The 12,949-nt window shown below is 63.5% G+C and carries 13 protein-coding genes; 10 read left to right on the top strand and 3 right to left on the bottom strand.

Annotated features, from left to right (window positions below):
* Window positions 1–7: 7 nt before the first annotated feature.
* From cbiE to cobM, 3 genes are read left to right on the top strand one after another with little or no spacing between them, the layout of a single operon-like run.
* Window positions 8–1,240 carry a precorrin-6y C5,15-methyltransferase (decarboxylating) subunit CbiE gene (cbiE, locus tag AC0JZ4_RS06150; RefSeq protein WP_471885529.1) on the top strand — a complete coding sequence of 411 codons (1,233 nt, stop codon included), beginning with the start codon at window positions 8–10 and terminating at the stop codon, window positions 1,238–1,240.
* Window positions 1,237–1,623 (top strand): cobalamin biosynthesis protein, encoded by a 387-nt coding sequence (locus AC0JZ4_RS06145; RefSeq protein WP_471885528.1) that lies wholly within the window; start codon window positions 1,237–1,239, stop codon window positions 1,621–1,623. The genes cbiE and AC0JZ4_RS06145 overlap by 4 nt, the downstream gene beginning before the upstream one ends.
* Window positions 1,620–2,417 carry a precorrin-4 C(11)-methyltransferase gene (gene cobM / locus AC0JZ4_RS06140; protein WP_471885527.1) on the top strand — a complete coding sequence of 266 codons (798 nt, stop codon included), beginning with the start codon at window positions 1,620–1,622 and terminating at the stop codon, window positions 2,415–2,417. The genes AC0JZ4_RS06145 and cobM overlap by 4 nt, the downstream gene beginning before the upstream one ends.
* On the opposite strand, the gene AC0JZ4_RS06135 is transcribed toward cobM, so the two are convergent.
* Window positions 2,393–3,514: a cobalt-precorrin-5B (C(1))-methyltransferase gene (locus tag AC0JZ4_RS06135; protein ID WP_471885526.1), complete on the bottom strand. Its 1,122-nt coding sequence runs from the start codon at window positions 3,512–3,514 to the stop codon at window positions 2,393–2,395. The two genes, cobM and AC0JZ4_RS06135, sit on opposite strands and share 25 nt — an antisense overlap.
* Before the next feature lie 47 nt (window positions 3,515–3,561).
* On the opposite strand from AC0JZ4_RS06135, the gene cobA reads away from it, so the two are divergent.
* Window positions 3,562–4,365 carry a uroporphyrinogen-III C-methyltransferase gene (gene cobA, locus AC0JZ4_RS06130; protein ID WP_471885525.1) on the top strand — a complete coding sequence of 268 codons (804 nt, stop codon included), beginning with the start codon at window positions 3,562–3,564 and terminating at the stop codon, window positions 4,363–4,365.
* Entirely contained in the window at window positions 4,362–5,675 is a 1,314-nt protein-coding gene (locus tag AC0JZ4_RS06125) for a cobyrinate a,c-diamide synthase (protein WP_471885524.1), read from the top strand. Before cobA ends, AC0JZ4_RS06125 begins: the two co-directional genes overlap by 4 nt.
* 35 nt (window positions 5,676–5,710) lie before the next feature.
* Here AC0JZ4_RS06125 and AC0JZ4_RS06120 read toward each other — a convergent pair whose 3' ends face one another.
* Window positions 5,711–6,559 (bottom strand): MurR/RpiR family transcriptional regulator, encoded by an 849-nt coding sequence (locus AC0JZ4_RS06120; protein ID WP_471885523.1) that lies wholly within the window; start codon window positions 6,557–6,559, stop codon window positions 5,711–5,713.
* A gap of 100 nt (window positions 6,560–6,659) precedes the next feature.
* On the opposite strand from AC0JZ4_RS06120, the gene AC0JZ4_RS06115 reads away from it, so the two are divergent.
* The 5 genes from AC0JZ4_RS06115 to AC0JZ4_RS06095 are packed head-to-tail and all read left to right on the top strand — an operon-like array spanning window position 6,660 to window position 11,528.
* Window positions 6,660–7,397: a 5-formyltetrahydrofolate cyclo-ligase gene (locus tag AC0JZ4_RS06115; protein WP_471885522.1), complete on the top strand. Its 738-nt coding sequence runs from the start codon at window positions 6,660–6,662 to the stop codon at window positions 7,395–7,397.
* A 42-nt stretch (window positions 7,398–7,439) separates the two neighbouring features.
* The gene (locus tag AC0JZ4_RS06110; RefSeq protein ID WP_471885521.1) at window positions 7,440–8,411 is read left to right on the top strand and encodes an ABC transporter substrate-binding protein; all 972 of its coding nucleotides are present in this window, start codon (window positions 7,440–7,442) and stop codon (window positions 8,409–8,411) included.
* Window positions 8,411–9,181, top strand: coding sequence for an ABC transporter ATP-binding protein (locus AC0JZ4_RS06105; RefSeq protein ID WP_471885520.1), 771 nt, complete (start codon window positions 8,411–8,413; stop codon window positions 9,179–9,181). Before AC0JZ4_RS06110 ends, AC0JZ4_RS06105 begins: the two co-directional genes overlap by 1 nt.
* Entirely contained in the window at window positions 9,171–10,754 is a 1,584-nt protein-coding gene (locus tag AC0JZ4_RS06100; protein ID WP_471885519.1) for an ABC transporter permease, read from the top strand. The genes AC0JZ4_RS06105 and AC0JZ4_RS06100 overlap by 11 nt, the downstream gene beginning before the upstream one ends.
* An 18-nt stretch (window positions 10,755–10,772) precedes the next feature.
* Window positions 10,773–11,528: a 5-formyltetrahydrofolate cyclo-ligase gene (locus tag AC0JZ4_RS06095; protein ID WP_471885518.1), complete on the top strand. Its 756-nt coding sequence runs from the start codon at window positions 10,773–10,775 to the stop codon at window positions 11,526–11,528.
* A 62-nt stretch (window positions 11,529–11,590) separates the two neighbouring features.
* On the opposite strand, the gene AC0JZ4_RS06090 is transcribed toward AC0JZ4_RS06095, so the two are convergent.
* Window positions 11,591–12,823 (bottom strand): ROK family transcriptional regulator, encoded by a 1,233-nt coding sequence (locus AC0JZ4_RS06090; RefSeq protein WP_471885517.1) that lies wholly within the window; start codon window positions 12,821–12,823, stop codon window positions 11,591–11,593.
* Window positions 12,824–12,949: the final 126 nt, after the last annotated feature.

The following is a 12,949-nucleotide window of genomic DNA, read 5'->3' as shown; positions in this document are numbered from 1 at the left end:
ATCAGGAATGAGAGCTTTAAACCAAAGCCGGTGGCTGTCCATCGTCGGTATCGGTGAGGACGGCACAAAGGGTCTTGGCGAAAATGCCATGGCAGCGATTGCTGCAGCCTCCGTCGTCTTTGGCGGTAGGCGGCATCTGGAGCTGGCGGCACCCGCCATCAACGGCGAGGCAAGGGCCTGGCCCGTGCCCTTCGATGCGGCCATGCGCGATGTGTTGGCGCTGCGTGGCCGGCCTGTCTGCGTGCTCGCATCGGGCGATCCCTTCTTCTTCGGCGTTGGTGCGACCTTGTCGCGCCACATCCCGGCAGATGAGATGACCGCCTACCCGTCACCATCGGCATTTTCCCTCGCCGCATCCCGCCTCGGCTGGCCGTTGCAGGAGATAGAAACCGTTTCGCTGCACGGCCGCCCGCTGGACCTGATCCGACCGCTCCTGCATGTGGGACGGCGCATCATCGCACTGACCTCGGATGAACGAGGCCCGGCGGAACTGGCCGGATTGCTCGACGCAAGCGGTTTCGGCCAATCGACAATGACGGTTCTGGAGGCTCTGGGCGGCGAGGCAGAGAGACACCGCTCTTCGACAGCCGCCACCTTTGCAATGCAGGATATCAACGTCCTCAATGTCGTCGCCATCGAGGTGAAGTCCGATATCGGCGCGCGCATCATCCCGCGCGGCTTCGGACTGCCCGATGCGCTGTTCGAACATGACGGGCAGATCACCAAGCGCGAAATCCGGGCACTCACGCTGTCGGCGCTGTCCCCCCGGAGTGGGGAACTCCTCTGGGATGTCGGTGCCGGAGCAGGATCCGTCTGCATCGAATGGATGCTGGCCGACCGGTCCATGCGGGCGATCGCCATCGAAGGCCATCCCGAGCGGGCAGCGCGGATCAGGCGCAATGCTTCAAGCTTCGGCGTGCCCGGACTTTCGATTGTCGAAGGCGAGGCACCGACGGCGCTCTCGGACCTGCCCCAACCCGACGCGATCTTCATCGGCGGCGGCGGCAGCGAGCCGGGCGTCTTCGATCGCGCCGTCGAGGCCCTGAAGCCCGGCGGCCGTCTCGTTGCCAACGCGGTGACGCTGGAAATGGAAACCGTGCTTCTTTCGGCGCAGGCAAGACTCGGTGGAGCGCTTGTCCGCATCGACCTTTCCCGCGCAGCGCCCGTCGGTACGATGCAGGGCTGGAAACCGGCAATGCCGGTGACGCAGTGGAGCTGGACGAAGGGGACGCAGCCATGATCGTCGCCGGACTGGGCTGCCGTAAGGGCGCATCATCGGAAGAACTTCTCTCGGCGCTCGATGCCGCCTGCGCCAAGGCCGGCATTCCACGCTCCTTGATCGGTGCGCTGGCCACCGGCGAGATCAAGCGCGACGAACCCGGCATGCTGCAACTGGCCGAAACGAGTGGCCTGCCGCTGCATGTCGTCGACGACGAGGCCCTGATGGCTGCCGAACCGCGAACGAAAACCGTCTCCGCCCACAGCTTTGCCAGAACCCGGTCGCCCTGCCTTTCCGAAGCAGCCGCACTTGCCGCCGCCGGTGCGACGTCGGAACTGATCGTTACGCGCCTGATATCGCAGGGCGCGACATGCGCACTTGCAGCGTCGAAGGAAACAGCATGACCGTACATTTCATCGGCGCCGGACCGGGTGCGGCGGACCTCATTACCGTGCGCGGCCGGGATATCCTCGCCCGTTCGCCGGTCTGCCTCTATGCGGGCTCGATCATGCCGAAGGAACTGCTCGACTGGTGTCCCAAGGATGCCCGCATCGTCGACACCGGCTCGCTGTCGCTCGACGAGATCGAGACCGAATATGTCGCCGCCCACAAGGCCTCGAAGGACGTCGCCCGCCTGCATTCCGGCGACCTGTCCGTCTGGAGCGCGGTGGCGGAGCAGATCCGCAGGCTGGAAAAGCATGGCATCGACTACACGCTGACGCCCGGCGTGCCATCCTTTGCCGCCGCCGCAGCCGCATTGAAGCGCGAATTGACGATCCCGGAAGTGGCACAGAGCCTCGTGCTCACCCGCGTGTCCGGCCGCGCCTCCAGGATGCCGGAGGGCGAGACGCTGAAGGCGTTCGGCGCGACCGGCGCCACGCTGGCGATCCACCTTGCCATCCATGCGCTCGGCAGGATCGTCGAGGAACTGACACCGCTTTATGGCGGCGATTGCCCGGTCGCAATCGTCGTGCGCGCCTCCTGGCCGGAAGAGCGGATCATCCGCGGCACGCTTGCCGATATCGAGGCAAGGCTGGCGGAGGAGCCGGTCGAACGCACCGCGCTGATCTTTGTCGGCAAGGGCTTGGGCGCATCGGATTTCGTCGAGAGCCAGCTATATAATGCCGACTATGTACGCCGCTTCCGCCCCGGCTGGGAGCAGTTGCAACAGGATCAGGCCGACAAGGGGCCGGAATGATCGGACGGTGCGAATTCAGTCCGGCCGACAAGCGCACCCTGGCGATCGAAGACCAGTATTTCGAGCGCGATGTTCGGGTCCCGCAACGCCTTCGCCGCCGTCGCCCAGGCGCGAGCCGCAACGCGATCGCCAAGCGCAAGTCCACGGTCTCCAGCAAGCTGGAAGGCCTGCGAAACGGTGTTCGCATTGGTAATCTGCGCCACCAGTTCGGCGTCCGCGCCAGCTTCGGCAGCGACCTTGGCAAGCGCTTCGAGATCGGCAAGCCCCCGCTTGGAATGCACGTCGAGCATGCCTTGGGCGAGCTTCGTCATCTTCGCCACGCCGCCGGCAATCGTCACCTTCGGCACCGGATGGCTGCGAACATATTTCAGCATGCCGCCGACGAAATCACCCATATCGATCAGCGCAATCTCGGACAGTCCATGATGCGCCTGCGCCGCCTTTTCCGACATATTCCCGGTCGCGCCGGAAATATGATCGAGGCCCGCCGCCCGCGCTACATCGATGCCGCGCCAAATCGAATGGATCCATGCGGAACAGGAAAACGGGATGACGATGCCCGTCGTCCCGAGGATCGATATGCCGCCCAGAATGCCGAGGCGGCCGTTCAATGTCTTCTCGGCAATCTTCTCGCCGTCGGCGACGGAAACCTCGATCTCGAAATCGCCTCCCTCGCCCGCAACCTCGGCGATCGCCTGAGCAATCATTTGCCTAGGCACCGGATTGATCGCCGGCTCGCCGGGCGGCAAGGGCAGGCCGGGCCGCGTTACAGTGCCGACGCCCGTTCCCGCCTTGAAGGTAATGCCGGAACCGGAAGCGCCGTACAGGACCGTCGCCATGATCAGCGCACCATGGGTAACGTCCGGGTCGTCGCCGGCATCCTTTACGATGCCCGCGGTGGCAAAACCGTCACCGCTATCTTCCATGGCAAGGGCAAAGCTTGGCCGCTGTCCACCGGGAAGCGCCACCTCGACCATCGCGGGGAACTCGCCGGAAATCAGCGCAAGGCACGCCGCCTTGGCCGCAGCCGCAGCACAGGTTCCCGTGGTCCAGCCACGGCGCAGGTCCTTGCTTTCTGTTTCAATGGCCGCTTCCATGGCGGTCTCTATAGCCCGGCCGCAATCGTCCGGCAAAAGGTTTGCATATGTCCGTCAATGAGCTGATCGAAACGATCGTCGATGCCCCCGAATTTGCCTCCGGCCATGTCTGGCTGGCGGGCGCCGGACCGGGCCATCCGCGTTACCTGACGCTGGAGGTTGCCGATGCGCTGAAAAAGGCGGATGTGATCGTCCATGACGCACTCGTTTCAGACGCGGTATTGTCGCTGTCGGCAACGAAAGAGCTGATCTTCGTCGGCAAGCGCGGCGGCAAACCCTCCGTTGCCCAGGACGACATCACCGCAAGGCTTATCGAACTCGCGCGGTCCGGCAAGCGCGTGCTGCGGCTGAAAGGCGGCGATCCCTTCATCTTCGGCCGTGGCGGCGAGGAGGCCGAAGCTCTGGTGAAGGAAGGCATCCCGTTCCGCGTCTTGCCCGGCATGACCTCGGCGCTCGCGGCACTGGCATCCGCCAACATTCCGGCCACCATGCGCGGCATCAGCCGCTCGATCACGCTTGCGACCGGCCACGCCGCCGGCACGCCCGGCGACCTGGACTGGAAGGCGCTTGCGAAAACCGGCGAGCCGATCGTCGTCTATATGGGCGTCGGCACGATCGGCACGATCGCCCGGTTGCTGATGGAGGGCGGCCTGCCTGCGGACACGCCGGTCGCCGTACTGATGGCGGCAACGACACCCGACGAGCGATCGATGACGGCAACGCTTGCCACGGTTGAATTGGAAATCCAGCGACAGAATTTTGCAGCGCCGGCACTCATCGTCATCGGCCGCATCGTCAACATGCAGGCCGTTCTTGCAGGTGACACGAAGCGTTCGGACGACGGCCAATGACCGCGCGCGCACTCATCATCGGCGCGCCGCGCTCCGGCTCCGGCAAGACCAGCGTGACGATCGGCCTTCTACGCGCGTTTCAGCGCCGCGGCGTCAAGGTGCGCGGTATCAAGACGGGGCCGGATTACATCGATCCCGGCTTTCACGAAGCCGCCACCCGCTTGCCAGGCCTCAATCTCGACAGCTGGGCGATGGCGCCCGACCTTCTGCGGCACCTGGCGCGCCAGCAGGCGGAAGACGCCGAGCTTGTCCTGATCGAAAGCGCCATGGGCCTGTTTGACGGTATCGTGACCGAGCCGAACCGCTCAGGCGCGGCGTCCGATCTCGCCCGCCTGTTCGGCCTTCCGGTTCTGCTCGTCCTCGACGTTTCCGGCCAGAGCCAGACGGCAGCGGCCATCGCCTGTGGCTTCATGCATTACGATCCTGAGGTGAAAATGGCGGCCTGTGTGCTCAACCGCGCCGGCAGCGAGCGGCACAGAAAACTGTCCGGCGACGCGATCGAGGCACTCGGACTGCCGGTTGCCGGCACCGTGTTGCGCGATCCGACACTCACCCTGCCCGAACGCCATCTCGGCCTCGTACAGGCAAGCGAGCACCCGGAAATGGATGCCCATATCGAGCGGCTCGCGGATGTCATGGAGCGCTCGCTCGATCTCGACGCGATCTTTGCGGCCGCTCAGCCATTCGATATCCCGGAAGGCTCTACGGAAAAAGCACTTCCCCCGCCGGGCCAGCGGGTAGCGCTTGCCGAAGATGCCGCCTTCACCTTCCTCTACCCTCATCTCAAGCGGCAATGGCGGGCGATGGGCGCCGAGATCATCACCTTCTCGCCGCTTGCCGACGAAGCCCCACCCGCCGATTGCGATATCTGCTGGCTATCCGGCGGCTATCCGGAGCTTCACGCCGGAAGACTGGCACAGGCGGACCGTTTCAGATCAGGGCTGAAAGCCTTTGCCGAGACCCGGCCGGTTCATGGCGAATGCGGCGGCTATATGGTTCTCGGTGAAACGCTGGAGGATGCAGACGGCGTCATCCACGCAATGACGGGCCTGCTCTCCCACTCCACCAGCTTTGCCAAGCGCAAGATGAACCTCGGCTACCGTCAGGCCCGGCTGCTCGGCCCGTCGGCGATCGGCACGACAGGCGATCTCGTGCGCGGCCACGAGTTCCATTACGCACGCGTGATCGATGCCGGAAGCGATCAGCCCCTCGCGATGATAGCGGATGGCCGTGGCGTCGAGATCGGCCCCTCGGGCGGAAAACGAGGGCCTGTCACCGGCACCTTCTTCCACGCCATAGCGAGCGACTGAAATCCTGCGCGAGGGAGAAGGCGCGCCGACTTTACTCAGTCGATGTCACCGAGTTCCTCGTGGATCGCCGAAATGATCTCCGAGCGCTGCTCGGCGGATCGGCCGGCATGCGCCGCAAAGGTCAGCGCCAGAAGCCGCACCGTGCTGAGCACGGTCGTATGCGAAGGTCCGAGCGCGAAACTCGCCACATGGCAGGGCAGCACGACATTCGAATAGCGCTGCGCCTCCAGCATCGAGTTGCGATCGGTGATCGTAATGATGTTGAGCCGGCTCGTCGCAGCATGGCTGAGGATAGGCTTGAGGATAGGCTGGTGCGGCGGCAGGGTGACGAGGATCAGCACGTCCTTCGGCCCGGTCATGGCAAGGTCTTCGGCCCATGATCCCTGATTGATGCCGAGGATCATGACGCTGTGGCGCAGGCGTGAGAAGACCAGTCGCGCATAGCGCGCCACGCCCTCTTCCGTCCCGAGCCCCAGTATCCAGACCTTCGGCGCGGCCCCGATCATCTCCGCCGCCTGACGCACCTTGTCGGAACGCATTTCCTCGAATGTCTTGGTGAGGTTTTTCAGCTCCAGTTCCAGATGTGCACCGATCGTCCGGCCAAGCGCCACCTGTTCAGACTGCGTCACCGAATAGCCATAGGGCTCCGTGCGGTTGCGTTCTTCGCGCGCCTGCAGTTTCACCTCGTTGAAATCGGCATAACCGAGATGCTGGAAGAAGCGCGCCGCCGTCGCCTTCGAAACGCCGGCCATCTCGGCGATCTCGGTAGCCGAGTGGGTCAGGATGTCATCCTGGCGGTCGAGAATGAGCTGGGCGAGCTTCTGCTCGCCGGCCGTGAGCCGCTGATAGCGTTCCTGAATGCGCAAGACGAGACGCGAGGCCATGATTACTCCGGGTTGCCGCTCTGCATAAAAAGATTAGCACCCCACTTGCAATAATGAAACCTTTGTTTCAGAATTATGAAACACTGAAACCGAGGCCGTCATGGCGCAACCACGTGTATTCCGGCAGAGAATTTGGGACAGCCTGAAGGCCGTCGCTCGCCCTGACACGCGCTTTCACCTGAGTTTCAGCGAGTTCATTCCGGATTTCGAAGGCGTCGAACAGGCGACGTGCAGGATCGCCGCACTGCCGGCGTTCACGCAAAGTCGCCTGGCCTTCGTCACGCCCGACAATTCGATGACCGAGCTTCGCCGCCGGCTGATCGTCGAGGGCAAACCCTTCGTCATGTCGACCTACAACATGCAGCGCGGCTTCCTCTATCTGGAGCCGGGCATAGTGCCGCCGGAGGCTGCCCCCTTCGCCGCCTGGCTCGACGGCATGGAGCATTTCGCAAGGCCGATTAATCTGGCCGAACTGACCGGCATCGGCCGCTTCGACTTCCTCGCCACCGGCGCCTCCGCCGTGACAAGGGACGGCATTCGCTTCGGCAAGGGCCATACCTATTTCGATCTCGAATGGGGCATGTTCACCGATCTCGGCCTCGTTGACGAAAAGACGGCAGTCGCCGCCATCGTCCATGACGTGCAGGTCGTCGACGAGCAATTGAGCCCGAGCGAGACAGATATCCAGGTCGACTACATCGCCACGCCGAACAGGCTTGCTATCGTGGAGCGCGCCAGCCGCCGGCCCCGCGGCATCAAGTGGGACCGGCTGACGCGCGACGAGATCGCCGATACGCCGCCGCTCAAAGAGCTTGCCCGCATGCGCGGCATCGCCTGACAGACCGATTACCGACTTCACCCTAGAACCAGGAACAGCCCGATGCATCTTTCCCTCAACCGCCGTCATTTCATGGGCCTCATGGGCGCAGCCGCCGCCATGCCGATGATGGCGCGCATGGCATCCGCCGCCTCGCCGTTCAACTTCCAGGCGTCCTGGATCAATGATGCGGAATTCGCCGGCTATTTCCTTGCCGCCGACAAGGGCTATTACAAGGAAGCCGGCCTTGAGCTGGAATATTTCTCCGGCGGTCCGGACGTCATCCCGGAAAGCACGATCATCGCCGGCAAGGCCGACCTGACGCTGACCACGCCGGACACGACCATCAAGGCGATCGTCGAACAGGGCGCCCCCTTCAAGATCATCGGTGCCCAGTACCAGAAGAACCCGATCGGCATCGTCTCTCTGGCGAAGAACCCGATCAAGGAGCCGAAGGACCTGATCGGCAAGACATTGGCCGTGCCGCCGGTCAACGTCATCTCGGTCGAAGCCATGCTGAAGATTTCCGGCATCGATCGCGCCCAGGTCAACATCGTACCATACGCCTACGATCCGACCCCGCTGATCAAGGGGGAGATCGACGCCTCCGTCGACTTCACCACCAACGTGCCCTTCACCATCAAACAGGCCGGCGAAGAGGCAACCTCGTTCCTGCTTTATGATTTCGGCTTCACCATCTTCAACGACACCGTCGTCGTCACCGAAGAGACGCTGAAGGCCAAGCGCAAGGAAATCGTCGCCTTCCTGAAGGCCAGCCGCAAGGGCTGGGACGAAAACCTCGCCGACCCGACCGCTTTCCCGAAGACCTTTGCCGACACCTGGTTCAAGGGTACCGGCCGCTCGATCGAGAACGAAGTCTACTTCAACACGGCCCAGAAGCCGCTGATGGAAGCTGCCGGTGGCATCTTCTCCATGAGCGAGGAATCGATCGCCGCCAATATCGAAGCGCTCGCCGCCGTCGGCATCACCGCCAAGCGCGAGCATTTCGATACCACCGTCCTCGAAGAAGTCTGATGACCTCCAATACCGGCATCACGCTTGAAAACATCTCGCGCTCCTTTCAGGGGCGCGAGACCGTTGTGCAGGCGCTAGACAATGTATCGCTTAGCTGCCCGGCGGGCTCCTTCACGGCCCTGATCGGCCCGTCCGGCTGCGGCAAGTCCACCATGCTGCGCCTCGCGCTCGGACTGGATACGGCAACCTCGGGTGAAATCGGCATTGCCGGCATGAGACCGCAGCAGGCGGCCAAGGCCGGCCTGACCGGCGTCGCCTTCCAGGATGCGGCCCTGATGCCCTGGCGCAGCGTCGAGGACAATATCGCCCTGCCGCTCGATGTTCTCGGCCGCAAGCGCGCTGATTTTTCGAAGAAGATCTCCGAACTGATCGACCTCGTCGGCCTCAACGGCTTCGAAAAGGCGCTACCCGGCGAGCTGTCCGGCGGCATGCGCCAGCGCGTCGCCATAGCCCGCGCCCTCGTCACCGATCCGAAGGTCCTCTTCCTCGACGAACCTTTCGGCGCGCTCGACCAGATCCTGCGCCGCCAGATGAATGTCGAATTGCAGCGCATCTGGATGGAAAGCCGCGCCACGACCCTGCTCGTCACCCATGGCATCGACGAAGCTGTCTTCCTCGCCGACAAAGTCGTCGTCATGCAGAGCCGCCCGGGCCGCATCGGCAAGGTGATCGACATCCCCTTCGCCCGCCCGCGCCTGCCGGAAATATTCACGACACCGGAATTCCATGCGCTGGAAGACCAGGTCGCGGAGGCACTTGATGGCCATTGAGACGGCCAAATCCGTGGGCTTTCGCCACTGGGCGGCACTGCGCAACGCAGCAATCCTGCTCGTGGTGTGGGAACTGCTCGGGCGCTTCAAGCTGGTGGCCGGCGGCGCCCTGCCTGCCCCGACCGAGGTGTTGGTCCGGCTTTGGCAGGATCGCGGCGACTACCCCTTGCATGTCCTCGCGACACTGGAAGGAGCTTCGCTCGGTTTCCTGATCGGCAACGGCCTCGCCATCCTCGCCGGCATTCTCTTTGCCGTCTCGCCGATCGCCGCGCGCCTGGGGCGCGGCCTGAATGTCGCGCTCTTCGCGCTGCCGCCGATTGCCATCTCGCCGATCCTGGTGCTCACCTTTTCCGGCATGACCCCACGCGTCGTGCTGGCCGCCCTCGGCTGTTATTTCGTCACCATGAGCGCCACCGTCACCGGCATCAGCCAGACCGACCGGCGCATGCTCGACGTGGTGCGCGCCTATGGCGGCAGCCGTCTCGCCCTTCTGCGCTTCGTCGAGATCCGCGCCGCCCTGCCCGCCATCCTTGCCGGCCTGCGCATCGCCGCACCCGCTGCCGTGCTCGGCTCGATCCTCGCGGAGTTCGGCGGCGGTGGCCGCTTCGGTCTCGGCGCCTATCTGATCGGTTCGCTCGGCCGCGCCGACCCGGCCCGCCTCTGGGGCATAGGTCTTGCCGCAACGATGATGGCGCTTGTCGCCTATGGCATCTTCGCGCTCATCGAAAAGCGCCTTACCCGCTCCACGCTTGCGGTCACGGTCGCCGCAACGCCGCCGGCAACGCGGTCCGAGACCAACTATCTTTCCGGCATCGCGCTCACGCTCGCCTCCATCGCCCTGCCCTTCCTCGTTTGGTGGCTGCTGCTGAAGATACTCGGCACGCCCGCAATGATCGCCAAGACACCGGCCGGCGTGTTCGACTACCTGTTTCTTGCCCCATCCGCAGCATCGGCCCAGACGCGGCTGATCGCAGCACTCGGACAGACCCTGCCGATGACGCTGATCGGTATGGCCGCCGGCTTAGCCTTCGCCTTCGCGCTGGCGCTTGCCTCGGTCGTGCGTCCCGGCATCGTCCGCTCGTTCATGCCGATCGCCCTCGTCACCCAGACCATGCCGTTGGTGGCACTGACGCCGCTTCTCGTTCTGCTGCTTGGACGCGGCCCCTCGGTCATCCTCTGGATCACCATCTCCGTAACCTTCTTCCCGGCCTTCGTCACGCTGGCACAAGGGCTCGGCATGGTATCGCGCGGTGCGCTTGACGTGGTGCGCGCCTATGGCGCCAGCCCGCTTGCCCAGCTGCGCCTCGTCTCGGTTCCGGCATCTCTGCCCTATCTGTTCGCCGCGATGCGGCTGGCCGTGCCGCGCGCGCTGCTTGGCGTCATGATCGCCGAATGGCTCGCCACCGGCACCGGGCTCGGCAATCTCTTGAACCAGTCACGAGGCTATCTCGACTACGGCATGATCTGGACGGTCGCCGTGGTCTCGGTCCTCATCGCAGTCCTCTTCTATCAAATCGTCATCGTCATCGAACGGCGCGTGCTGCAAAAGCGCGGCATGCAGCCGACGGCATAAGGATTACAAGGAGTTTCCATGTCCACAGCATCAGAAATCGCTGATCACAAGTCCTCCGTTCGCGAGCGCGTCTGGACCGAACTGCGTAAGGTCGCCGTCGCCGACAGCCGCTTCCACTTCGATTTCGGCGAATTCATCGCCGACTTCGAAGGCGGTGAGGCGGCAGTCGACCGCCTCCTCGACAATCAGTATTATCACGACGCCCGCCTGATCTTCATCACGCCCGACAATTGCCTCGACCGTCTGCGCCTGCAGGCCCTGAAGGATGGCAAGCTGGTACTGATGACCACCTATTCGATCAAGCGCGGTTTCTGGCTGCTCGATCCGTCGAAGATCGCTCCCGAACTCTACCTCTATGCCTCGACGCTCGACGGAATGGAGCGCATCGGCCAGCACATGACGCTTGCCGAGATCCAGGTGAAGCTGCCGAATGTCGACTACATGGTCACCGGCACCGGCGCTATCAATCTGGAAGGCGTGCGTTTCGGCAAGGGCCACGGCTTCTTCGATGCCGAATGGGGCATGCTCTATCAGCTTGGCAAGATTTCGGTGGAAACGCCCTGTGCCGCCGTCGTCCACGATTGCCAGGTCCTGTCGGAAAAGCTGAACCCGGATGTCTACGACACCGTCGTTGACGCCATCTTCACGCCGACCCGTTCGATCAGCGTCTGCAGCCCGCACAAGCCGACCTGTGGCATCATCTGGGATCGTCTCGATCAGCACATGTTCGACACCATCCCGCCATTGCAGGAACTGAAGGCCATGGGCCTCTGATCCGGACGACGGAAACCTCGAATACCTATGGCCGCGGCAAGACGCGGCCATTTCTGCGTTGCCTACGAGGCAACTGGGGCCTTGAACAAAACTGACTGGTCGATGAGATAGCGGGCGAGAATGGGCAGGCTTGCACCGCCGATGGCGCGTGCCTGCGAGCCGACGGCCCCCTCGACGATCCGCGGCATGACGATCCCCTGCAGGTCGAGCTGGTTCACCGCCTCGGATGTCGCCGCGACGAGACGCTTGCGAACCCAGTGCGGAAAACCGCCATCGATGATCACCGCGCCAAAATCGATCACCGAGGCGGCCGCAACGATCGCCTGCGCCAGCGCCGCTGCCGCATCGTCGATCCATTGCTGCATCGGCGCACCGAAATCGATCCAGTCATCGGCGGAATACCAGAGCGGCTGCGGATCTATGCCGTTCTCCCTGAGCAAATTCTCCAGCACGAAGATCGAGGCGATCTCCAGCAACTGCCGGTTACGGCCCTTTGCATCGCGCACCGGCAGCGGGCCGACCGCGCCGGCGGTTCCCGTCCGCCCGGAAAAGATGGCCGAGTTCAGGACGATGCCGCCGCCGATGAAAGAGCCGATGAACAGATAGATGAAATCGGGATATTGCGGACCGATGCCGAAAACCAGTTCAGCACCACAAGCGCTTGTCGCATCGTTCTGCAGGTGCACATCATAGACCACCCTGGCGGAGACCTCAGCCTGCAGATCGAACTGCCGCCAGACGTCCATCGCACCGGGCGGCGCACCGACTTCGTTCGCCCAGTTCCACAGTTCGAACGGGGCCGCGATACCGACGCCGGCAATCCGGCTCCGCTCCTCCTCACTCAGCTCGGTCTCGATCCTGCCGATCCCCGAGGTGATGATATCGAGTATCCTCTGCGGCTCGGGATAGGCATAGGTCTCGTGATACTGCCTGCGGATGGAACCAACGAAATCCATCAGCACCAGATCGGCGCTACGCCGGCCGATTTTCACGCCGAAGGAAAGAACTGCGTCGGGATTGAGCCGCATCGGTACCGAAGGCTGGCCGACGCGGCCACGCAGCGGCTCCCCTCTCAGGAGAAGGCCGTCCTTCTCCAGCGAGCGCACGATGACCGAAGCGGTCTGCGCCGAAAGCCCGCTCAGCCTCGTGATATCCGCCTTGGACAGGGCACCATGCAGCCGCACGAGCGAGAGAGCGAGCCGTTCGTTGTAGGCGCGCACCCGCGACTGGTTGGAGCCACCCGAAAAGCTGACAGGAGAAATGGCGCCCGCGACGGGGCTTTCTGTGATCGACATCCGGCCCTCCTCCCACATGCGGCCATAAGCGGCAATCTCGTTCAATGCGAACATGCAGCCGGCGAATAAATAATTCAATTGGAATTAATTATTGACAGGCGATTTTCTTTCGCGATTATTGACGAT

This window comes from [Rhizobium] kunmingense (assembly GCF_977018605.1).
The sequence above is the reverse complement of the archived record's forward strand: the minus strand, read 5'-3'. Positions and strand labels throughout refer to the sequence as shown.